The 21,728-nt window shown below is 59.2% G+C and carries 19 protein-coding genes; 17 read left to right on the top strand and 2 right to left on the bottom strand.

Annotated features, from left to right (window positions below):
• The first annotated feature begins 208 nt into the window (after positions 1 to 208).
• The 13 genes from nuoD (at position 209) to V3C19_RS04220 (ending at position 14,627) form a co-directional block, all read left to right on the top strand.
• Positions 209 to 1,453: an NADH dehydrogenase (quinone) subunit D gene (nuoD, locus tag V3C19_RS04280; RefSeq protein WP_130083411.1), complete on the top strand. Its 1,245-nt coding sequence runs from the start codon at positions 209 to 211 to the stop codon at positions 1,451 to 1,453.
• Between the two features lie 48 nt (positions 1,454 to 1,501).
• Positions 1,502 to 2,083 (top strand): NAD(P)H-dependent oxidoreductase subunit E, encoded by a 582-nt coding sequence (locus V3C19_RS04275; RefSeq protein WP_130083410.1) that lies wholly within the window; start codon positions 1,502 to 1,504, stop codon positions 2,081 to 2,083.
• A 30-nt stretch (positions 2,084 to 2,113) separates the two neighbouring features.
• Entirely contained in the window at positions 2,114 to 3,514 is a 1,401-nt protein-coding gene (gene nuoF / locus V3C19_RS04270) for an NADH-quinone oxidoreductase subunit NuoF (RefSeq protein WP_130083409.1), read from the top strand.
• A 48-nt stretch (positions 3,515 to 3,562) separates the two neighbouring features.
• Positions 3,563 to 5,299, top strand: a complete 1,737-nt coding sequence (locus tag V3C19_RS04265) for a molybdopterin-dependent oxidoreductase (RefSeq protein WP_295934156.1) — start codon at positions 3,563 to 3,565, stop codon at positions 5,297 to 5,299.
• 35 nt (positions 5,300 to 5,334) lie between these two features.
• Complete coding sequence (locus tag V3C19_RS04260; protein ID WP_130083408.1) at positions 5,335 to 6,603, top strand: complex I subunit 1 family protein; 1,269 nt, start codon at positions 5,335 to 5,337, stop codon at positions 6,601 to 6,603.
• Between the two features lie 30 nt (positions 6,604 to 6,633).
• Positions 6,634 to 7,197, top strand: a complete 564-nt coding sequence (locus V3C19_RS04255) for an NADH-quinone oxidoreductase subunit I (RefSeq protein ID WP_130083407.1) — start codon at positions 6,634 to 6,636, stop codon at positions 7,195 to 7,197.
• A gap of 36 nt (positions 7,198 to 7,233) precedes the next feature.
• Positions 7,234 to 8,160, top strand: coding sequence for an NADH-quinone oxidoreductase subunit J (locus V3C19_RS04250; RefSeq protein ID WP_130083406.1), 927 nt, complete (start codon positions 7,234 to 7,236; stop codon positions 8,158 to 8,160).
• Positions 8,161 to 8,186: 26 nt separating this feature from the next.
• On the top strand, positions 8,187 to 8,504 hold the full coding sequence (gene nuoK, locus V3C19_RS04245; RefSeq protein ID WP_067571636.1) for an NADH-quinone oxidoreductase subunit NuoK: 318 nt from the start codon (positions 8,187 to 8,189) through the stop codon (positions 8,502 to 8,504).
• A 24-nt stretch (positions 8,505 to 8,528) separates the two neighbouring features.
• Positions 8,529 to 10,361, top strand: a complete 1,833-nt coding sequence (gene nuoL / locus V3C19_RS04240) for an NADH-quinone oxidoreductase subunit L (protein ID WP_295934159.1) — start codon at positions 8,529 to 8,531, stop codon at positions 10,359 to 10,361.
• Between the two features lie 21 nt (positions 10,362 to 10,382).
• Positions 10,383 to 11,807 carry an NADH-quinone oxidoreductase subunit M gene (locus V3C19_RS04235; RefSeq protein WP_295934162.1) on the top strand — a complete coding sequence of 475 codons (1,425 nt, stop codon included), beginning with the start codon at positions 10,383 to 10,385 and terminating at the stop codon, positions 11,805 to 11,807.
• Between the two features lie 46 nt (positions 11,808 to 11,853).
• Positions 11,854 to 13,236, top strand: a complete 1,383-nt coding sequence (locus tag V3C19_RS04230; protein ID WP_295934165.1) for an NADH-quinone oxidoreductase subunit N — start codon at positions 11,854 to 11,856, stop codon at positions 13,234 to 13,236.
• A gap of 348 nt (positions 13,237 to 13,584) precedes the next feature.
• Positions 13,585 to 14,472: a DUF3472 domain-containing protein gene (locus V3C19_RS04225; protein ID WP_130083402.1), complete on the top strand. Its 888-nt coding sequence runs from the start codon at positions 13,585 to 13,587 to the stop codon at positions 14,470 to 14,472.
• 2 nt (positions 14,473 to 14,474) lie between these two features.
• Positions 14,475 to 14,627, top strand: a complete 153-nt coding sequence (locus V3C19_RS04220; protein ID WP_153812542.1) for a hypothetical protein — start codon at positions 14,475 to 14,477, stop codon at positions 14,625 to 14,627.
• A 129-nt stretch (positions 14,628 to 14,756) separates the two neighbouring features.
• Here V3C19_RS04220 and V3C19_RS04215 read toward each other — a convergent pair whose 3' ends face one another.
• Positions 14,757 to 15,230 (bottom strand): hypothetical protein, encoded by a 474-nt coding sequence (locus V3C19_RS04215; RefSeq protein WP_130083401.1) that lies wholly within the window; start codon positions 15,228 to 15,230, stop codon positions 14,757 to 14,759.
• Between the two features lie 4 nt (positions 15,231 to 15,234).
• Positions 15,235 to 15,780: a putative Fe-S cluster assembly protein SufT gene (sufT, locus tag V3C19_RS04210; protein WP_130083400.1), complete on the bottom strand. Its 546-nt coding sequence runs from the start codon at positions 15,778 to 15,780 to the stop codon at positions 15,235 to 15,237.
• A gap of 329 nt (positions 15,781 to 16,109) precedes the next feature.
• Here sufT and V3C19_RS04205 point away from each other — a divergent pair, with 329 nt between their 5' ends.
• The 4 genes from V3C19_RS04205 (at position 16,110) to rsgA (ending at position 21,714) form a co-directional block, all read left to right on the top strand.
• A complete protein-coding gene (locus V3C19_RS04205; protein WP_295934170.1) occupies positions 16,110 to 17,885 on the top strand; it encodes a SurA N-terminal domain-containing protein in 1,776 nt (591 codons plus the stop codon).
• Positions 17,886 to 18,037: 152 nt separating this feature from the next.
• Entirely contained in the window at positions 18,038 to 19,396 is a 1,359-nt protein-coding gene (locus V3C19_RS04200) for an MFS transporter (protein WP_130083398.1), read from the top strand.
• Positions 19,397 to 19,882: 486 nt separating this feature from the next.
• Positions 19,883 to 20,662, top strand: a complete 780-nt coding sequence (locus V3C19_RS04195) for a class I SAM-dependent methyltransferase (RefSeq protein ID WP_130083397.1) — start codon at positions 19,883 to 19,885, stop codon at positions 20,660 to 20,662.
• Positions 20,659 to 21,714 (top strand): ribosome small subunit-dependent GTPase A, encoded by a 1,056-nt coding sequence (gene rsgA / locus V3C19_RS04190; RefSeq protein ID WP_295934172.1) that lies wholly within the window; start codon positions 20,659 to 20,661, stop codon positions 21,712 to 21,714. Before V3C19_RS04195 ends, rsgA begins: the two co-directional genes overlap by 4 nt.
• The last annotated feature ends 14 nt before the right edge of the window (positions 21,715 to 21,728 follow it).

Here is a 21,728-nt window from a genome sequence, read left to right as displayed (position 1 = left end):
TTCCAATCCCCCCTCCCTGTCGCGCCATTACTCTTTCGCTCCCCGGCGCATTCCGTTGCCTCCCTCTCATGTTAGTTTAAACTAATTCTATATTAGGTAAAAAGACATGACGAAAAGACCAAGAAATCTTACATTTGGCTTGCCCGAAGGGTGCGAAGTGGCATAATCATCCGGCACCATTATCAGGTTCAGCCAGGCAGGACATTCCATGAACACGAGCACCAAAACCTTCACCGTTGCAGATACAGCCGCCAACGCCGATTATCTCACCAATACATCCGAACCGCTCGGAGAAACGATGACCCTGAACGTGGGCCCCTCCCACCCCGCCACCCACGGCGTGCTCCGCCTGGTTCTGGAACTTGACGGCGAAGAAATCATCAGCTGCGATCCCGTAGTGGGCCACCTGCACCGCGGCATGGAGAAGATCGGGGAGACGATCCAGTACAACCAGTTCGTCCCCTACACCGACCGTTTTGACTACCTGGCCCCGCTGTCCAACAACATCGCCTACGCCTGCGCCGTGGAAAAGCTGATGGGCTGGGAACTTCCGCCCCGCGGCCAGGCCCTGCGCGTGCTCGCCCTGGAGCTTTCCCGTTTTTCCTCCCACATTCTGGGAGTGGGCGTGTACGCCATGGACGTAGGCGCCATGACCGTGTTCCTGTACTGCTATGAGGAACGTGAAAAAATCCACAACTTTTACGAACAGCTTACGGGCGCGCGCTTCACGTCCTCCTACACCCGCATCGGCGGTCAGACGCGCGACGTGCCGCAGGAAATGCTGAAGGAAGTGCTCGCCTTCTGCGACCAGGCGGAAAAGACCGTTGACGAAACGGAAGCCCTGCTGCTCAAGAACAAAATTTTCATCGACCGCCTCCAGGGCGTGGGCATCATTCCCCGTGAAAAGGCCCTTTCCTGGGGCCTTACCGGAGCCAACCTGCGCGCCAGCGGCGTCAAGCGCGACCTGCGCAAGACCAATCCCTACCTGGGCTACGAACAGTACGAATTCGATATCCCGATCGGCGAACACGGAGACTGCTACGACCGTTTCACCATCCGCATTGAGGAAATGCGCCAGTCCCTGCGCATCATCCGCCAGGTGGTCGCCACCATGCCGGAGGGACCCATCAACGTGGTGGACAAGAAAGGCACGCTTCCGCCCAAGGAAAAAGCGCTGACGGACATGGAATCCCTGATCCGCCAGTTCATGACCACCACCATGGGCGTGAACGCCCCCGCGGGCCAGGTTTACTTTGCCGCGGAAAACCCGAAGGGAGAGCTGGGCTTCTTCCTGGATTCCAAGGGCGGTGGTCTTCCCAACCGCCTGCGCATGCGCTCCCCCTCCTTCTGCAACCTTTCCATCCTGCCGGAGCTTCTGCCGGGGCACCTGGTTTCCGACGTTCCGGCCATTCTCGGCTCCTTTGACTTCGTGATGGGCGAATGCGACCGCTAACACGAACCCGCACCTTTTCCGCCAACCTTAACACATATTTCCATTCCCATGTCCGATTACGCTGAAAACGCCATTGACGCGCTCATCGCCCATCATCCCAGCCCCGGCGAACAATTCTACCCGGCCTTTGAAGCCACGCCGGAACTTGATGCCGCCGCAAGCGAATACATCACGCATTATCCGGAGGGCAAACAGCAATCCGCCGTTCTCCCCATTCTGCATGAGATTCAAAAGAAATTCGGCTACATCAGCGCGGACGCCATCACCTGGACGGCGGAAAAACTGGGACTCACCCCTGCCCACGTGCTGGGCGTGGTCACTTTCTATCCCGGCCTGCGCCAGACCTGCCCCGGCAAGAACCACATCCGCGTCTGCCGCACGCTTTCCTGTGCCATGGCGGGGGCGGACAGCCTCTTCAACACCATCTGCACGCGCCTGGGAATCGACAAGAGCAGCATCGACCACCACCACCCCATCGGCGTCAGCCCCTCGGGCCTGTGGAGTGTGGAAGGCGTGGAATGCCTCGCCAACTGCGGATTCGGCCCCAACATGATGGTCAACGACATCCTGTATGAAAAAGTCACGCCGGAACTGCTGGAGGAAGTGATCCTCAAATACCAGAACGCCTAATTTTCCCCACCACGCACCAGATCACCCGCCATGAGCATTACCTATCTTCCCGGTAAAGAGCCCCATCCCAGGGAAACGCGCCGCATCCTTAAAAACATCAACCGCGAAGGGTGGAACACGTCCATTGACTGCTACCTGGCCGACAGCGGCTATGAAGAGTTGAAAAAGGCGCTCGGCATGGAGCCGAAGGCCGTCATTGACGAGGTGAAGAAATCCGGCCTGCGCGGCCGCGGCGGCGCGGGCTTCCCCACCGGCGTGAAGTGGACCTTCATTCCTCCGAACAACACGAAGCCCGTCTATCTGGTCTGCAACTGCGACGAATCCGAACCCGGCACCTTCAAGGACCGCTACATCGTCCACCAGGACCCCCACCAGCTCATTGAGGGGATGGTTATTTCCAGCTACGCGGTGGGCGCCCACCTGGCGTACATCTACATGCGCGAGGAATTCCCCATCGCCGCGGAAACCATGCTCAAGGCCCTGCAGGAGGCGCGCGAACGCGGCTTTCTGGGCAAGAACATCCTGGGGTCCGGCTACGATCTGGAAATCCACCTGCACCGCGGCGCGGGCGCCTACATCTGCGGTGAGGAAACGGCCCTGCTCAATTCCCTGGAAGGCGTGCGCCCCTATCCCCGCATCAAGCCCCCCTATTTCCCGGCCGCCATCGGCCTGTACGGCTGCCCCACCATCGTGAACAACGTGGAATCCCTGTGCCAGGTGAAGCACGTCATCGCCATGGGCGGCGAAGCCTACGGACAGGAAGGCGCCAAACGCTCCCCCGGCACGCGCATCATCGGTGTCTCCGGCGACGTGCAGCGCCCCGGCTATTATGAAATCGTTTCCGGTTCCATGACCTTCGGCGAACTGCTGTACGACGTCTGCGGCGGTCCCCGTGAAGGCCGCGAATTCAAGGCGGTCATTCCCGGCGGCTCCTCCTCCAAGGTCATGCGCACGGACGTGGAGTACAAGACCCGGAATCCGGACGGCACCACGGGCAAAATCTCCTTCTTCGACATTCCGCTGGACCTGGACAGCATCGCCCAGTACGGCTCCATGTCCGGTTCCGGCGCGGTCATCGTCATGGACGACTCCCGCTCCATGCCCTGGGCGCTGAACAACATCAACCGCTTTTACGCCCACGAATCCTGCGGCCAGTGCACCCCGTGCCGCGAAGGATGCCCGTGGATGATGAAGCTCAGCACGCGCATTCTGGAAGGCAAGGGCGCCCCCTCGGACGTGGACCTCCTCATCCAGGTAGCCAACCAGATTGAAGGCAAGACGGTCTGCGCCTTTGGGGAAGCCGCCTCCTGGCCCACCCAGGCCATGGTCTCCAAGTTCAAGGAGGAATTCGTGGCCCTGACGGATCCTTTCAACGCCTGCCTGCCCCATTCTGCGGAAGGCAGGGAGCAGCGCCGCTATTTCATCCGGTAACCTCACCACGTCCCCAGTTTCAATTCCATTCCCTCCCATCACGTCATCATGAGCGAAGAAGCTTACAAACTCCCCAAAGACGCCGCTGCCGCGGAAGGCAAGGTGAACGTCCAGATCAACGGCACGTGGTACCGTTTCCCGCGCGGCACCAGGATTGCAGACGCCTGCCGCTCCGTGGGCGTGCCGATTCCCTGCTTCTGCTACCATCCCAAGCTGGCCGTCGTCGGCTCCTGCCGCATGTGCCTGGTGGAACAGGGCATGCCTCCCAGGCTGGCTCCGGGGCAGACTCCCTCCTACGACGAACACGGTTTCCAGCCCATCCAGTGGATGCCCCGCCCCATCATCTCCTGCGCGAACACGGTGGCGGAAAACATGGGCGTACGCACGGACAGCCCGCTGGCGGCCGAGGCGCGCCGCGGCGTGCTGGAATTCCTGCTCACCAGCCACCCGCTGGACTGCCCCATCTGCGACCAGGCCGGGGAATGCAAGCTTCAGGAATACTCCAACGACTACGGCCAGATTGAAGGCCGCTACGAGGAAAAGAAAACCAAGAAGGGCAAGAACCTCAGCATCGGCCCGCGCGTCAATCTGGACCAGGAACGCTGCGTGCTCTGCGGCCGCTGCGTGCGCTTCATGCGCGACATCATGCACGACGAAGTGCTCACGATGTCCCAGCGCGGCACGTACAACGCCATCACGGTCTATCCCGGCCGGGAACTGGACAGCAACTATTCCCTGAACACCGTAGACCTTTGCCCGGTGGGCGCCCTGACCTCCAAGGACTTCCGCTTCAAGATGCGCGTGTGGTTCCTGAAGGAGACCAAGACCATTGACGTGGACTGCGGCACCGGCACCAACATCACCCTGTGGACCAGGGAAGACCGGGTGTACCGCATCACCCCGCGCCCGAACGACGCCGTGAACTCCTGCTGGATGCCGGACTCCCACCGCCTGAATTACAAATACATCAATTCTCCCCAGCGCATCCCGCAGCCCGTGATCCGCACGGACGCCGGAGCTCCCCACCGCCCGGCCACCTGGGAACCGGCCCTGGCTTCCGCCGCGGAAGCCTTCAAGCGCATTTCCCCGGACAAAATCGCGATCATCGCCTCCGGACGGATGACCAATGAAGAACTTTACATGGTGCGCCACCTGGCCGCCCAGATCGGCACGGACAAGGTGGACATCGTACTCCGCACGGGGGAAAGCGACGGAATGCTGATTTCCGCAGACCGCAACCCAAACACGAACGGCGCGAAGCTGGTGCTGGGCATCGACCCCGGTTCCAGACTGGACGCCATCCGGGAAGGAGTGCGCAACGGCTCCGTCAAGGCCGTCCTCGCCCTGGGGGAAGACCTCACCGCTCCGGAAGCCGGATTCACGCCGGAAGACCTCAAGAAGCTGGACTACCTCTTCATGATCGCCCACAGCGCCAATGAAACGGGCCGCCATGCGGACCTGGTGCTCCCCGGCGTCACCTATGCCGAAAAATTCGGAACCATGATCAACGTGGCGGGCCGCATCCAGCGCCTTAACCGCGCCATCCGGCCCGTGGGCTATTCCCGCGACGACTGGCAGATCCTGAGGGACATCACTGTGGCCCTGGGCGGCAATCCCGCCCTGAAGGACTTCTCCTCAGCCCTGGATATCCTGACGGTCATGAGCACCGAATACGAGGCGCTGAACGGCCTTACCTGGGGTTCCATCGGAGACGGCGGCCTGCCCATTCTGGAAACGGGCGTCACCATTCCCATGGTGGAACGCGAAAGGAACCAGCCCCGCTAACAACACTTCACACGCATACAACCCGTTAATCCGCCATGATTGATTCGATTCTAACCTTCTGCGACGAGGTGCTCAGCAACCCCATCTGGTTCTACGTCATCACCCTGCTGATCAAGATCGTCATCTGCTTTGCCATCACCATCCTGTTCATTCCGATCTGCGTGTACATCGAACGCCGGGTGGCCGCCTGGATCCAGGACCGCGTGGGCCCCAACCGCGCCGGCATCCCGCTGAGCATCTTCCGCCGCTTCGGCATGAAGTCCGACCTGCCGTTCAAGAAGACGCTGGACTACTTCGGCCTGCCCCACGACGGCAAGATCGCCAACCTGTGCCGCTTCTTCCGCCTGGACCGGGACATTCCCATCTTCGGCCTCGTCCAGCCCATGGTGGACGGCGGCAAGCTGTTCCTGAAGCAGGACTTCACGCCGCCCTTCGTGCGCCGCGTCTATTTCTGGATCGCCCCGATGCTGGTGCTTGCCCCGCCGCTGATGACGGCCGCCGTCATCCCCTTTGCCGGAGACCTGCACACCTCCTACGGCAATGTGAACATGGCCGTGGCCAACCTGAGCGTGGGGCCGCTGTGGGTGTTCGCCATCTCCTCCCTTTCCGTGTACGGCCTGGTGCTGGCGGGCTGGTCCTCCAACTCCAAGTTCCCGTTCCTGGGCGGCGTGCGCTCCTCCGCGCAGATGATCTCCTATGAAATCAGCATGGGACTGTCCATCATCCCCGTTCTGATGATTTACAGCACGCTGGACCTGTCCAACATCGTGGAATACCAGGCGGCCAACGGCTGGCTGCTGCTTCCCGTGTGGGGAGAGGGCCTGAGCTGGCAGCGCTGGATTCTGCTGGTGCCCGTGGCCATCAGCTTCCTCATCTTCCTGACTTCCATCTTCGCGGAAGCCAACCGCACCCCCTTCGACATGTCCGAATGCGAGACGGACCTCGTGGGCGGCTATCACACGGAATACTCTTCCATGAAGTTCGCGCAGTTCTTCATGGGCGAATACGCCGCCATGGTGGTGGGCTCCTCCCTGGTCATCACGCTCTTCCTGGGCGGCTGGTCCATCGGCTTCGGCCTGGACGGCTGGCTGAACGAACACGTCGCCAACTGGGTGGCGGTGCTCTGCCAGCTGATTGCCTACGTGCTCAAGCTCCTCTTCTTCGCCTTCTTCTTCGTCTGGGTGCGCTGGACGCTGCCCCGCTTCCGCTATGACCAGGTGATGAAGCTCGGCTGGATGGTCTTCTTTGAACTGGCCGTCATCAACATCTTCATCACGGCCGCCATCCTGTACTTCGTCAAGTAAACCAACCCTTTATCCCGATACACAAATATTATGGCCTTCAAAACGATCAAGCGCCCGAAGATTTCCCTCGGAGAGCGGTTCTACTTGCAATCCATCCTGGGCGGTCTGTGGATCACCATCAAGCACCTGGCCCTGGCTCTGGCGGGCAAGTCCCGCAACAAAAAGGAACTGGCCGGCTCCGGAATCGGCGTCACCATGCAGTACCCGGAATTCCGCTGGGACAAGCACCTGCCTCCCTATTACCGCGGCTATCCCGTGCTGGTGAAGGGCGAGGACGGACGCGAACGCTGCGTCTCCTGCCAGCTCTGCGAATTCATCTGCCCCGCCCGCGCCATCACCATCACGCCCGGCGCCGTCAAGGAAGGCGACTGGGACAAGGTGGAAAAAGCCCCCAAGGAATTCGAGATCGACATGCTCCGCTGCATCTACTGCGGCATGTGCGAGGAAGCCTGCCCGGAACAAGCCATCTTCATGAGCCAGGACTACCTGCTCACCCCTACGGACCGGACGCAGTCCATCCACAACAAGGCCAGGCTTTACGAACTGGGCGGCACCCGCAAGGGGCTGGTCAACAAGTGGAACCAATACAAATAACACACCCCGAACTCTTCACTCCACATTCTGCACGTTATGAACATTTTTGCCAGTGACATACTCTTCTACGTCTTCGGGGCCCTGGCCGTGATCCTGTCCCTAATGGTCGTCTTCATGCGCAACCCCGTTTCCTCCGCCATGATGATGGCCCTCTCCTTCGGGGCGACGGCCGCCGTCATGATCGGTCTGGGCGCCCACTTCCTGGGCATTCTGCAAATCCTCGTGTACGCCGGGGCTATCATGGTTCTCTTCGCGTTCATCATCATGCTGCTGAACGTAAAGCTGGAAACCTCCCCCTTCCGGCGGCCCGTTTCCGTCGCCGTGGGCGTCATCATCGCAGGGCTGTTCCTCGGCCAGCTCATCGGCATCATCTACTCCCTGCCCGGCGCGAAGGATTGCGGCCGCTGTCCGATGGCCAGCGCGGAACAGGCCTGGAACGACTTGAAGATCGGACAAAACGAGGCTAACGAAGCTACGGAATGCAACGCTGGCGTGGCCTGCGGATTGCGCGCCTCGACTTCCGCTTTTACAAATGCTGAAATCGACCGCCTGATCAACAACGGCCAGCAACAAGGAAACGTGGAATCCGCCCAGGCTCCGGGAGCAGCCGCATCCGGCAAGCACGGCGTCAACGGCCTTCCTCTCGACAAAATCGCCATCTGCGGACAGAAGCAAAGGAACTATGCCTTTTCCGGAAACTCCATTGACTGTTTATTGTTGAGTTCATCTATCCAGGCCCCCCGGATCACCCTTCCTCCGCTTTCCCCCAAATGTTCCGCGCATCTTTATCCGGAAGGCACCACCATCCGGGCGGAGATCAACAACGGGGAATTCCCGGATACCGCCCTGCTGGGCCGCACCCTGTTTGACAAGTACAACCGCACGCTGGTCATCGCAGGGCTGGCCCTGCTGGTGGCCTCCATCGGGGTCGTGGTCCTGAGCCGCCGCCCCTCCGGCAAATAACGAACATCTCAACACAGCCAATCATCATGATACCTCTTACGCATTATCTGATCCTCTCCGGCATTCTGTTTGCCATCGGCCTGGTGGGGGTGATCGTCCGGCGCGACATCATCGTCATTTTCATGTGCCTGGAAATGATGCTCAGCGCGGCCAACCTTTCCCTGGTGGCCTTCTCCCGGGCCCAGGGCTCCATGGGACTGCCCAACTATGACGGCCAGTCCCTGTCCATCTTCGTCCTGACCATCGCCGCGGCGGAAGTGGCCATCGGCCTGGCCCTGATCGTTTCCCTGTACCGCGCGCGGCGCACGGCCAGCACCCAGGACCTTCATACGCTGAAAGACTAAGAGCAACCCGAACCTCACACGAACATGTTAGACATCGACATCCAATATACCTGGCTCCTGCTCTTTCTGCCCCTGGTCGTGGCGGCTTTCAACTGGTTTTTCCTGACAAAGCGCGCGAACGTGGCGGCCCTCACCTCCACCTTCTCCTGCCTGGTCACCTTCGTTCTTTCCCTGGCCCTGCTGGACAAGACCGGAACGGATGCCTTCACCTGGCTTTCCATTTCCAGCGTCTTCTCCATTGACCTCGGCTTTGTGCTGGACCCCCTCTCCACGCGCATGATGCTGGTGGTCACGGGCATCGGCCTGCTGGTGCATATCTTCTCCCTCGGATACATGGCGGACGACAAGGCCAAGACCCGCTACTTCGCCTGCCTGAGTCTGTTCATGTTCTCCATGACGGGCATCGTCCTGGCCAGCAACATCGCCATGACCTTCATCTTCTGGGAGCTGGTGGGCCTTTCCTCCTACCTGCTCATCGGCCACTGGTACACCAGGTCCGCCGCCGCGGACGCCGCCAAGAAGGCCTTCATCTGCAACCGCGTGGGGGACTTCGGCTTCCTGATCGGCATCCTGACCCTCTGGGCGCTGACCAATACGCTCAATTTCAGCCTGATGGAAATGCCCGCCGGCATCAGTGAAACCCTGCTGAACATCACGGTGCTGTGCCTGTTCTGCGGCGCGGTGGGCAAGTCCGCCCAGTTCCCGCTGCACGTGTGGCTGCCGGACGCCATGGAAGGCCCCACCCCCGTTTCCGCCCTGATCCATGCCGCCACAATGGTCGCCGCCGGGGTGTACATGATGGTGCGCGTCCAGCTCTCCATCGGCGTGGAAGCGTTCCCCTCCCTCTCCTGCGACGTGATCGCCATCATCGGCGCTATCACGGCCATCATCGCCGCCTTCATGGCAACCCAGCAAAACGACATCAAGCGCGTGCTGGCCTATTCCACCCTGTCCCAGCTCGGGTACATGGTCATGGCCCTGGGCCTGCTGGCCGGGGAAGCGGCCATGTTCCACCTGTTCACCCACGCCTGGTTCAAGGCGCTGCTCTTCCTCGGCGCGGGCGCCATCATCTTCGCCTGCCACCATGAGCAGGACATCTGGAAGATGGGCGGCATCATGAAGCGCATGAAGCTGACCTCCCTGACCTTCATCATCGGCACCATGGCCCTGATCGCCATTCCGTTCACGTCCGGCTTCTTCTCCAAGGAAGCCATCCTGGAAGCCGCCTTGCACAAAAACCCGGTGTTCTTCTGGATCGGCGGCGGCGTGGCCCTGCTGACCACCTTCTACATGATGAGAGTCATCTTCGTGGTCTTCTTCGGCAGGGAACGCAGCCACAGCGCGGAACATGCGCGGGAAGTGGGCGGCGTCATGCTCATTCCCCTGCTGATCCTGGCCGTGCTCGCTGTCATCTCCGGCTACGGCTTCATCGCGGACAGGCTGGTTCCCTTCAACGGTTTTGCAGTAGCGGACTTCCACATGGAAATGCCCTTCTACGTATCCATGGGCGCCCTCGTCCTGGGCATTCTGCTGGCTGCCGTCTTTTATGCGGGCTCTCCGGCTTCCGACAAGCTCTCCGACAACGCCGTCTCCCGCGCCCTCGCCAACCGGCTCTACATCGACTGGTTCTACGACAAGGTGCTCGTTAAAGGCGTGCAGGGCATTCTGGCCTCCATCATCGACTTCATCGACCAGTTCATCATTTCCGGCCTCATCGTGGGCGGCCTGGCCCGGCTGACCGCCGCCGTCGGCTCCCTGCTCCGCCGCCTGCAGTCCGGCAACATGGCCGCCTACACGGTTCTGTTCGGAGTCGGCCTGCTTCTGGTCATTTACTTCACCGTCTTCTATTCCTGCTAACCTCCCAACCAATCACACACCATGCTTATCTGGCTTGTTCTCATTCCTCTGATTGCCTCAGCCCTCATCGGTCTGTGCAAGGCGCCCGCGCGCCCGACGGCCCTGCTCAGCGCAACGCTGACGCTGGCCCTGGGCATCTGGGCCCTGGTTAGCTTTGACGACTGCGCTTCCTGCTGGTCCCGCTTCCAGGGGCTGGATCTTCAACTGACCCTGGCCCCCGCCATGGCCAAGGTGATGCTGCTGCTGACCATCCTGGTCACCTTCGCCACGGTTCTGGGCACCAATCCTCCCAAGGGAGGGGAAGCTTCCTGGTACAACTCCGCCCTGCTGATCTCCGCGGGCGCCACCGGCGCTTTCCTGTCCAACAACATTATTTCCTTCTTCGCCTTCCATGAACTGGCGCTGATCCCCACCTTCGTGATGATCGGCCTGTACGGCAGGGGGGACAAGCGCACCACCGCCTGGCGCGCCACCCTGTACCTGGGGCTGGCCTCCATGGTGCTGCTCGCGGCCCTGCTGATGATCGGAACGCAGGCCGGGTTCACCTTCTCCGGCCTCCAGGACTTCATCCAGAACGGACAGCCCCTGGAAAATGCGGAACTGATCGGCGCCCTGCTGATCGCCGGATTCGGCACCCTGATCTCCCTGTTCCCGTTCCATTCCTGGGCGGCACCCGCCTATGCCTCCGCCCCCGCCCCGGTGGCGATGATGCACGCGGGCGTTCTGAAAAAATTCGGCCTGTACGGCCTGTTCATGTTCCAGCCCCTGATGGAAGCGGGCTTCCTGCCCTGGACGAATATCCTGCTCGTCCTGCTGGTGTGCAACGTGATCTGGGTGGGCTACGTGACGGTGAACCAGAAGCGGCTGGACCTGCTGCTGGGCAACTCCTCCGTGATGCACATGGGCTACATCTTCCTGGCCTTCGCCGCCCTGATCGTATCAGGTTCCGCGGAAGCCAACCCCTGGGCCGTGAAAGGAGCGGCCCTGCTGATGCTGGCCCACGGCCTTTCCATCGCCCTGCTCTTCATGCTCTGCGGCCAGATTGAAAAGCAGACCGGCACGCTGGAAATCAATTCCCTGGGCGGCCTGGGAACCAGGCTGCCGCGCATGGCCTTCGTCTTCGGCCTGGCAGGCATGGCCTCCATCGGCCTCCCCGGCCTGGCGAACTTTCCGGGCGAGTTCATGGTCTTCTTCTCCGGTTTCGCCGGGTTCGAGAACGGCTTCGGCCCCGTGCAGTTCGCCACGATCCTCTGCCTGTGGGGCCTGGTCATCGGCGCCGTGTACATGCTGAGGGCCTACCGCAACATCTTCCAGGGCGACCTGTCCAAGGCCGCCGCCTACGCGACGGAACTGCTGCCCGCCGAACGCGCGGCCAATTACTTCCTGGTCATCACCCTGGTCGTCTTCGGCTTCCTGCCGGACCTGGTTCTCCAATTCTTCTCCTGATCATCCCCTGAATACAATCCAAGCTTAACCTGATCTTCTTTTACCCATGCAAGCGTACATTCCGGAATTCATCCTGGCCGGCCTGGCGATGATCCTGCTCCTGGCTGAAACCTTCTTCAAGAAGGCTCCCAAATTCGTCTTCGGCCTGATCGGGGCGGCGGGCGCCCTGGCGATGCTTCCCTTCTACATGGAAAGCCTCTACGCCAATACCTACATCATCCTGGCCCTGGTCGCCACGGCGATAACCCTGCTTCTTTCCGTGGACTTCCGCGCTGTCATCAACCTGTCTTCCAACGACTCCAAGACGCAGGACGGCACCGGGGAATTCTATATCCTGCCCCTGCTCGCCTGCGTGGGGATCACCTCCCTGTGCAAGGCCGCCAACCTGGTGGAACTCTTCGTTTCCCTGGAAGTGCTCACGCTGAGCTCCTTCATCATGGTGGGCTATTTCCGCCGGAACCTCGGCTCCACGGAAGCGGGCATCAAGTACCTGATTCTGGGAGCCGTCAGCACGGGCTTCCTCGTCTTCGGCCTGGCATGGTACTTCGGCATGACTGGCACCTTTGAATACAACCACGCCATCGTCATGGCCGCCCTTTCCGGACAGACGGCACCGGGCATGTTCTTCGCCCTGGCCCTGCTCCTGCTCGGCACTGCCTTCAAGATCGGCGCCGTTCCCATGCAGCTGTGGATTCCGGACGTGTACCAGGGCGCACCCACCCCGGTGACGGCCTTCCTCTCCGTAGCGTCCAAGGTGGCGGGCTTCGCCCTGCTGAGCATCATCCTGGCGCCCTTCGCCGGCATTCCCGCCGTCCAGTTCGTCATCGCCCTGATGGCCGCGGCCACGCTGCTGGTGGGTAACCTGGGAGCCATTCCCCAGACCAACCTGAAACGCCTGATGGGGTATTCCTCCATCGCGCAGGCCGGCTTCATCCTGCCCCTCTTCATCGGCACGTTGAAGGGGCAGCTGGCGCCCAACGCGCCCTTCTACCTGGCGGTGTATCTGGTCATGACCTTCGGGGCCTTCTTCGCCCTCGCCATGATCCGCACCCAGCGCGGCAGCGAGGAAATCTCCGCCTTCCGCGGCCTGGGCAAAACCAATCCCCGCCTGGCCCTCGCCATCACGATCATGTTCGCCTCCCTGGCAGGCGTTCCGCTGACGGCCGGCTTCTTTGCCAAAATGATCTCCTTCGTCCACGTCATCAACACGGGCCTGTACCTGAACTGGATGCTGCCCATCATGATCATCTGCGCCGCCGCAGGTTTCTACTATTACTTCAAGGTTATCCGCTCCATGTACTGGGACAAGCCGGAAGAAGGCATGGAAGCCGTGCAGGTGCCCGTCATCTCCGGCGTGATGCTGGCGGCCTTCTCCGTCTTCATCGTGATCGGCGGCCTGATGCCCCTGTTCATCAACCCGATCCGTTAAAAAAACTTCCTTCCGTTCATCATCCTGTGAAGGCCGCTTCCGCATCCTGCGGGGCGGCCTTCCCTTTCTTCCTCCGCCGGGAACGCCGCAACCTTTTGAAATGGCTGGAAGGAATGGAGCGGAAACGAATGAAATATTTGACGGCTTTCCAGTCATAAAATTTTCATTGCCGGAAAAACCCGCGTCTTCTCCATCTTCAGACGGCGCACCATGCCGGAAAAACCCTGAAAAAACGGAAAGACGTGAGAGATTGAATAAAACGAAAACGTAATTAGTCCGTACTAACCATGCACCGCGTAGCGCCCGAAAGGACGTGCCCGGAGCAAACCGTCAACACCAATCATTCCCATGCGTCTTTTTTCCGCAACAGCCGTCGTCTGCGCCTCCCTGCTTGCCGCAGTATCATTCGTCCACGCCCAGTCTCCTGAAGTCCTGGCGAAGCGGCAGTGCCGCTCCGTGCATATCAGGCAGGACGGCCATCCGGCCCAGGCGGCCGCCCTGTACAACGAGGTGAAGGCCCGTACCTCCGTTCCCGGCACTTATTTCTGCGCCATGAACTTTGACGACGGCTACATTGGCTTCCAGGAACAGTCCAACGGCAGGAAAGTGATTATTTTTTCCATCTGGGACCCGGTTCCCCACGGAGACAACCCCAACAGCGTCCCGGAAAAAGAACGCACCAAGCTGCTGAAGCTGGGAGAAAACGCCAGGGCCGGACGCTTCGGCGGCGAGGGGACGGGCGGCCAGAGCTTTGTAGATTATCCCTGGGAAGTGGGGGAAAACATGCGCTTTCTCGTCTGCATCAAAAAAATGGGGGCGTTCAAGGAAATCAGCGGCTTTTATTTCAACAACAAGACCAACTCCTGGGACCTCATTTCCAAGTGGAAAACCCATTCCTCCAAGAAGGAACTTTCCTACTCCGTAGGGTTTGTGGAGGATTTCATGCGCAATTTTGAATCCGCCAAGAAAGCGCGCGGCGCGTTCTTCGGTCCCGGCTTTGCGTACAAGGACGGCAAATGGTTCCCCAGCACCGGCGTTACCTTTACGGGCGACCCCACCCCCTCCACCAACGTCATGGCGGAAATCCAGCCGAACGGTTCCGTCCTTCTCCAGACGGGCGGAGAAACGGTGATGACGGATTTCAAACTGTTTGAAAGCCGTCCCCTGCCGCAGGATATAAAACTTGCACCGCCCGGTGAAGACGTCACCCGGCTCGTGCAGGAGCACACAAAATAATTATGTCCCTTACCGGCTGGCTTACCATGATTTTTTCCATCAGCGGCGTTCTGATCGCCGCTGTATGGGCTTATTATAAAGTGCTCTCCACTCCCCGGGAGACGGAACATCTGCTCAGTCCCACCCCTCCCCTGCCGGAAGACCCGGACCAGTAAACCAGCCAATACGGGAATCAAGAAACAGATCATTTCCAAATGCTCGGCGCTCCATGCGCGGAGATTCGCAAAAGAGGGCTTTTCACATATGTGAGACGCCCTCTTCTTCTAACGGGAAAAAAGGCAGCTTTACCCGTCTGAAGGAGGCAGGATGAAGCCCAGGCGATCAATGCCGTATCTGGCGCATTCCTGCCACAGGGATTTTTCCAGGGCTTCCGCGGTATGGCGGCGCTCTTCCTCGGACATGTTTTCAAAGTATTCCGGCCCCAGGTGTTCGCTGATGGCCTTGTCCGCCATGCGCGTCACCAGGTCTGCCCAGAAAATGTTGTCCCGGTATTCGTCCAGGCAGTCCTGGTAAAAGGCGTTTTCCTCATATTCCCGAGTGAAGGCATAGGCACCCAGATCCTCCGCGTAAGCAATGCAGCCTTTCAGCCTGGGTGTTTCCGACAAGTTCTCCATCAGGCGGGAGATGAGCTTTCCCCACGCCACCAGGCTTCCCTCCGCACCATCCTGCTGGTTGGCGGCGGCTACGGCGGCGGCGGTAGAAAGCATTTCCGCCAGATGCCGCGCCTCTTCGTCGGATAATTTCAGAGTCACCGGCATGGGGTCAAATCAGTCCGAGTTTCATTTTCCCTTCCTCGCTCACCATTTCCTGGTTCCAGGGGGGATCCCAGACCATGTCCACATCCGCGGCTTCCACGCCTTCCAGGGCTTCAATGCGGTCCTTGGCCTCCATCACCAGATGGGGGCCCATGCCGCAGCCGGGGGCAGTGAGGGTCATTTTCACGGCCACGTGATGCAGGCCGTTTTCCAGTTCCGTCACGGTTACATCGTAAATCAGGCCCAGGTCCACAATGTCCACGGGGATTTCCGGGTCGTAAATGCATTTGAGCGTGTCCCAGACGCGTTCCTCAAGCGTGGCGTTCTCGTCCAGACCGGTCGTTTCCGGGGAATTTTCCACGGGCTCGGCGCCCAGCGCGTCCGCGTCTTCCCTGGAAATGCGGGCCAGGCCGTAGTCTGTAGCCACGGTATAGGTGCCTCCCAGAATCTGGGTGATGTACACGCGCTCCCCCTCCGGCAGGGTAAGCACATCCCCGCTGGGGATTTGCACCGCCGTCACTTCTCTTTTGAGTTCTACTACCTGGTTCAACATAAATCCTTGCGTTTAAAAGGCCGTCCGGCTGCGGACACGCTCCGCGCTCCGCGGAAAACAGCGGCAGGACGGCTCTGGGCCGCCCGGCAGCGCCTGTGCACGGAGAGCATACGGCGTATTTGCACTACCGTCTAGGTCAAATACTGTTCTGCCCACGCCGGGAACATTCTTCATGACAGGAAAGCGCATGCCGCAATGTTTTGGAAAAGCCGCCGGAAGCGGAAAGCTTCGTACTTGCCTACACGTATGAAAAGGTGTAAAAGGTCCGGGCTGTCCAGACTGCCGTCAGTCCGGGACCGGTGACACACGCATATTCAACATCATATTCCATGTTAGATTTTTTACGCAAACATACAATCGTCATCATGGCGGCCATGGCCCTGGTGTTCGTGGGCCTCATGTTCATCGGTGGGGACGTAAGCGGCGGTTCCCTGTCCGGCATGTTCAAGCAGACTTTCGTAACCGTGGACGGGAAGTCCTACGGAGAGAAGGATTACGTCAATATGGGCCACACGGGCCTCAGCATGGCCTATTCCTTTTCCTCCAGCTTCGGCCCCCTGGTTCAGAACAACTTTGCCACGGAACAGGATTTGCGGAATATCTGCTACCTGCTGAAGACCAGTGATCCCAATGCCGCCTTTCTGGCCTACCGCGGCATCATCCGCCGGGAGGCGGAACGCCTGGGCCTCACCCCCAGCAATGCGGAGATTGACGAGGCCATCTGCAACATCCCGGAATTTCTGAATGACAAGGGCGTGTTCGACCCCAAGAAGTATGACGATTTCATTTCCATGCGCGGCAATCAGGGCAAGAAGCTCCAGGAAGAAATCCTGCGCGGCCTGATGGGGGACACCATGAGCCTGGTGCGCATTCAGGACGTCGTGGCCGGCGGCATTGCCGTGGAATCCAATTTTGCCCAGGCCGTGGCGGAATCCGAAAACCAGCAGATCACGGTAAACACCGCCTTCCTGGAAAAGAACGCCTTCCGCCCCAAGACGGATCCCGGTGAAGAGGAAATCAAGACATTCTGGGACAAGCACAAGGAGAATTACAAGAATGAGGAAGCCCGCTTCTTCACCGTATACACCTTCACGCCGGAAGGAGACGCCAAGGCTCCCAAGCCCGGCGACATTTCCAACGCCACCATGGAAACCATGAACCTGGTGGAAAACGACATATGGGAACCCCTGAACGCCACCAACGGAAGAAACATGGACCAAGTCATCGGAGAAGCCCTGGCCAAGACTCCCAACGTGTGCAAGATGGAGAAAAAAACCTATGCGGCCGTTACCCGCAAGAACGCTCCGGAAGAAATCAACCGTCCCATCAACCAGTCCGCTTCCGATGGACGAAGCGCCACTCTTCTGGATGTGGTCTTTTCCCTGACCGGCGCAGCGCCCCTGCATGCGGATGCAGATGCCAAGGCCATTGAAGAAGCGCGCTCCAAGGCCGGAGCCGAACAGATCAGCACCATGCAGGTTCTGGAAGACGGACAGGTGGTTCTGGTGAAGCTGGAAGGCATTACCCCCGTGAAAGCCCTGCCTTACGAACTGGCGCGCAACAGCGCGCGGGCGGACCTGCTGGACACCATTACCGAGGAATCCCTGAACAAGGCGGCCTCCGAACTCAGGGCGGAACTGGACAAGGCCCCGGACGCCATTGAACAATTCAATGCCATTGCCTCCAAGGCAGGGGCGAAAACCGCCATTTACGGCCCATTCATCAATCCGAATATCCTCCTCAACAACATCTACAGCCAGAACGCGAAGAGCCCGGAAGAATTCCAGGCCATCATGGACAAGGCCATGAGCTCCCGCCTGGCTCCCCCCAAGGAACTCCCCGTTCCTCTGGAAGTTTTCGGAGCCAGCGCCCTCGTCAATCCCGGGAAAATGGCCCAGCCCATCGATACTGGAGACGGAATCCTCCTGGTCCAGCTGGTCAAGCGAGAACTGGAAGATACGCCTGAATTCCAGATTAAGGCCACGCAGCAATATGCTCCCGTCCTTTCAACCCAAGCCAGGGCCATGCTGATGATGGACTGGCTGAAAGCCTGCATTGCCAAGTACAAGGTGGAAATAGCCCCCATTGCCAATCAGCAGCGCTAACCTTCCCGGTCATGACTGCCGCCGTTTCGCATTCAGCCTCGGCCTGCGCGCGGCGCATGGCATCCCGGCACCGTTTTCATGATGGCCCTCTTCCAGGGGCCATCATTTTTATTGCCCTTTCCGGCACTTTCTGACAACCACCCCTTTCCCCCATGAACGCCCTTCCCTCCCAGTCCAGGTTCATCATCGGCACGGAAGCCTGCGAACGTTTCAGCTTCTACGGCATGAAATCCATCCTCATGCTGTACATGACGGGCCACCTGCTGATGAGTGAAAACTGGGCCACCGCCACCCTCCACGTCTTCGCGGGAATGGTCTACCTGCTCCCCTTGGCGGGCGCATGGCTGGCGGACAAGGTATGGGGCCGATACAAGACCATTCTTTACATTTCCCTGCTTTACTGCGTAGGGCACGGCGTCCTGGCCACGGCGGACCTCTTCCACACCATTGAAGCGCGCCGTTACATCTTGATGGCGGGCCTGTTCATCATTGCGCTGGGCGCGGGAGGCATCAAGCCCTGCGTCTCCGCCTTCATGGGGGACCAGATTCCGAACAAATCCCCGCAGCTGATGACCAAGGCCTTTAATGCCTTTTACTGGGCCATCAACCTGGGCTCCTTCTTCTCCTTCCTGGTTATTCCGGCCATGGAACAGCATTACGGATACAGCTGGGCGTTTGCCGTTCCGGGCATTTTCATGGGCATTGCCACCTTCGTCTTCTGGCTGGGCCGCAAGAAGTACCACAGAACGCCGCCTGAACGCAACAACGGCCGCGCCGGCTTCTGGAAAGTGCTCTTCATCGTCCTGTTCCACGGGGGCTGGAAGAATGCCGAACAACGGTGCGGTCCAGCCTCCGTGGAGGATGCCCGGCATATCCTGAAAATCCTCTCCATCTTTGTCTTCATCATTCCCTTCTGGTCCATCTTTGAACAGACGGCCTCCTCCTGGGTGGCCCAGGGCAGCAGGATGATCCCCCTTTCCATCCCGCTCCCGGGCGGCGGAGACTGGTTTATCGGGCCGGCTCAAATCCAGGCGGCCAATCCCATTTTCGTGATGGTGTTCATTCCACTGATCACCGTATTTGTCTATCCGAAGGTGGTGACGCTGGCGCGGCCCCTGGTGCGTCTCGGAACGGGGCTGGCCTTGAGCTCCGTGACGTTCCTGATTGTCGCTTTCCTGCAATACAGGCTGGAGGGAGGCGCCTCCATGTCCATCGCGTGGCAGTTGATCCCCTACTGCGTGCTCACCATTTCCGAGATCCTGCTCAGCACCACCGGCCTCGAATTCGCCTACACGCAGGCTCCGCTGCATTTGAAAAGCGTCATCACCAGCTTCTGGAACCTCACCATCTTTGCAGGCAACATGCTGGTGGCCGCCATCACCTTCTTCCTGTCCAACGGAGAATCCGCCAACGCCATTTCCACGGACCGCTTCATCCTGTACGCCATACTGGCCGCCGTGGTGGCGGTGGCCTACTCCTTCCGGGCCCGCAGGTACGGGAAAACGGAATAGAGGGAAGCATCCCGCCGCGCGGGAAATGACGGGGTTTTCCCGGCTCCGGGGAACAGCGGACGCAATAATATCTTGAAAAAGACAGCCGGACTGTGCGAAATCAGGACACGGCCCGCCCATCCTGTCAGCGGGCATACTTTCGGGAAAGTATTGGAAATACAAATTACAGAAAAGATATGAGGCGAGCGGGCATTTGCCTCTGTTCCCCGCCTTACCGGAAAAGCCGCTTCTGAAACAACCTGATCGGCAGCGCATTTCCAGTCCGGCACAAGACGATATATCTTTGCTTCATGGTTAATACTTCATTTAAATCGGCCTCGGTCTTGTAAACAACCGGTACGTTCCGCACCGGTTGTCCCCTTTTTGTTTGCTCCCGGATGATCCCTTCCGGGAGGAAGTTCCGTATTATAGGAATTTCAACGTTAATCTACCTGCCACGATGACGGCACCATTGTGCCCTCATGGCATACAACATGCATTAAATTAATGAGTAACAAAAATAAAACAATTCACGAATTCGATTTTAACTTCATCTGCGATTATTTTTCCCGCCTGGAACGGCAGGGCCCCGGCAGCCCGGAGGCCACCCTCAAGGCCCTCAGCTTCATTGACAATCTGACCGGACAATCCCGCATCGCCGACCTCGGCTGCGGCACGGGCGGACAGACCAGGATGCTGGCCGCACATGTTCAGGGAAGCGTTACGGGGCTTGACCTGTTCCCGGATTTCATCCGCATCTTCAACCGCCAGGCAACGCAGTCAGGCTTGCAGGACAGGGTAGAAGGCATCGTCGGTTCCATGGACAAGCTGCCCTTTGCAGAAGAAGAACTGGACCTGATCTGGTCGGAAGGGGCCATTTACAACATCGGCTTTGAACGGGGGCTGAACGAATGGCGCAAGTTCCTGAAACCGGGAGGCTACCTGGCCGTTTCCGAAAGCTCGTGGTTTACCGCGGAACGTCCGGAAGAGATTCACCGCTTCTGGATGGACATGTATCCGGAGATAGACACCATACCCAATAAGATAGCCCAGATACAGAGGGCCGGGTACGTGCCTGTCGCTTCCTTCATTCTGCCGGAAAGCTGCTGGACGGAGCATTATTACGCCCCGCAGCTTCCCGTGCAGGAGGCCTTCCTCCATCAATATCCCGGAAATGAAGCCGCCGCGGAATTAGTCGCATCCCTGCGCCATGAAGAGGAATTGTACCGCAGGTACAAGGAATTCTACGGCTACGTGTTTTACATCGCAAAAAAGACGGGACAATGATTGATTTAACAATTTACGGCTGGAATGACAAATTAGGCCGGCTCAAACGGGAATCAGCGTACAGCGCCCTGCCCCATGGCCGCATCGCCATCGTGCACAGAACGTGTTATGAGATCGTCTCTGAAAACGGAGTGTTCCAGTGCGAATTAAGGGGAAACATGATGTATGAACAATCAGCCTTTGAACTGCCCTGCACGGGCGACTGGGTGATTTTCCAGCCCTTTGATGAAACGAAAGGGATCATCGTCGATGTACTGCCCCATGAACGGACCCTGTACCGCAGGAAAAGCGGAACGGTTTCCGACAGGCAGGCGATCGCCTCTTACGTGGACAAGGCATTCATTGTCCAGAGCCTGGATGATAATTTCAATATCCGCAGGGCCGAGCGTTTCATGGTCCAGATATTGGAAGAAGGGATCAAACCCGTACTGGTGCTGAACAAGGCCGATCTAGGGTTTGACAGGCAGGGCATTGAAGAGCAGGTCACACACCTGGAGCGCCGGATGCCTGTATTTTTTACAAGCATTCATGACCCCCGGACGATTCTCCGGCTCCGGGAGTCCATCCCGGAAGGGGAAACAGTGGTGTTTGTCGGCTCTTCAGGCGTCGGTAAAAGTTCCCTGGTGAATGCGCTGTGCGGAAAACCGCTCCTGTCCACCTCCCATATAAGCTCCTCCACAGGTAAAGGACGGCACACGTCCACCCGCCGGGAAATGGTGTTAATGGAAGGCTCAGGCGTTTTAATAGACACTCCGGGAGTCCGGGAATTCGGCCTGGCGATCGGCCAGTCCGGTTCCCTTGCAGAAGCGCTGGATATTTCCGATTTCGCGGCCGCGTGCCGTTTCAAGGATTGCGGGCATATTCATGAACCCGGCTGCGCCGTCCTGGAAGCGGTGAACACCGGAATGCTGGACCGCGAGGTTTATGAAAGCTACCTGAAGCTCCGGCGGGAAGCGGAATACTTTTCCGCTTCGGAACATGAAAAGCGCAACAAGGGAAAATCCCTTTCCAGGCTCGTAGAGGAAGTGAAGAAGCGGAATTCCAAATTCTAACCTGCGTTGAAACG

This window comes from Akkermansia sp. AE01SA01, assembly GCF_036417395.1.
GTDB lineage: Bacteria > Verrucomicrobiota > Verrucomicrobiia > Verrucomicrobiales > Akkermansiaceae > Akkermansia.
Note: the sequence above shows the minus strand (reverse complement) of the source record. Positions and strands in the feature narration are given on the sequence as shown.

Bases quoted from the DNA above. Each gene is read 5' to 3' on its own strand.
- V3C19_RS04225 (WP_130083402.1), top strand. From the start codon at position 13,585: ATGCGTCTTTTTTCCGCAACAGCCGTCGTCTGCGCCTCCCTGCTTGCC.
- rsgA (WP_295934172.1), top strand. From the start codon at position 20,659: ATGATTGATTTAACAATTTACGGCTGGAATGACAAATTAGGCCGGCTC.
- V3C19_RS04205 (WP_295934170.1), top strand. From the start codon at position 16,110: ATGTTAGATTTTTTACGCAAACATACAATCGTCATCATGGCGGCCATG.
- nuoL (WP_295934159.1), top strand. From the start codon at position 8,529: ATGTTAGACATCGACATCCAATATACCTGGCTCCTGCTCTTTCTGCCC.
- V3C19_RS04230 (WP_295934165.1), top strand. From the start codon at position 11,854: ATGCAAGCGTACATTCCGGAATTCATCCTGGCCGGCCTGGCGATGATC.
- sufT (WP_130083400.1), bottom strand. From the start codon at position 15,780: ATGTTGAACCAGGTAGTAGAACTCAAAAGAGAAGTGACGGCGGTGCAA.
- V3C19_RS04195 (WP_130083397.1), top strand. From the start codon at position 19,883: ATGAGTAACAAAAATAAAACAATTCACGAATTCGATTTTAACTTCATC.
- V3C19_RS04265 (WP_295934156.1), top strand. From the start codon at position 3,563: ATGAGCGAAGAAGCTTACAAACTCCCCAAAGACGCCGCTGCCGCGGAA.
- V3C19_RS04215 (WP_130083401.1), bottom strand. From the start codon at position 15,230: ATGCCGGTGACTCTGAAATTATCCGACGAAGAGGCGCGGCATCTGGCG.
- V3C19_RS04250 (WP_130083406.1), top strand. From the start codon at position 7,234: ATGAACATTTTTGCCAGTGACATACTCTTCTACGTCTTCGGGGCCCTG.
- V3C19_RS04260 (WP_130083408.1), top strand. From the start codon at position 5,335: ATGATTGATTCGATTCTAACCTTCTGCGACGAGGTGCTCAGCAACCCC.
- nuoF (WP_130083409.1), top strand. From the start codon at position 2,114: ATGAGCATTACCTATCTTCCCGGTAAAGAGCCCCATCCCAGGGAAACG.
- nuoD (WP_130083411.1), top strand. From the start codon at position 209: ATGAACACGAGCACCAAAACCTTCACCGTTGCAGATACAGCCGCCAAC.
- V3C19_RS04220 (WP_153812542.1), top strand. From the start codon at position 14,475: ATGTCCCTTACCGGCTGGCTTACCATGATTTTTTCCATCAGCGGCGTT.
- nuoK (WP_067571636.1), top strand. From the start codon at position 8,187: ATGATACCTCTTACGCATTATCTGATCCTCTCCGGCATTCTGTTTGCC.
- V3C19_RS04235 (WP_295934162.1), top strand. From the start codon at position 10,383: ATGCTTATCTGGCTTGTTCTCATTCCTCTGATTGCCTCAGCCCTCATC.
- V3C19_RS04275 (WP_130083410.1), top strand. From the start codon at position 1,502: ATGTCCGATTACGCTGAAAACGCCATTGACGCGCTCATCGCCCATCAT.
- V3C19_RS04200 (WP_130083398.1), top strand. From the start codon at position 18,038: ATGAACGCCCTTCCCTCCCAGTCCAGGTTCATCATCGGCACGGAAGCC.
- V3C19_RS04255 (WP_130083407.1), top strand. From the start codon at position 6,634: ATGGCCTTCAAAACGATCAAGCGCCCGAAGATTTCCCTCGGAGAGCGG.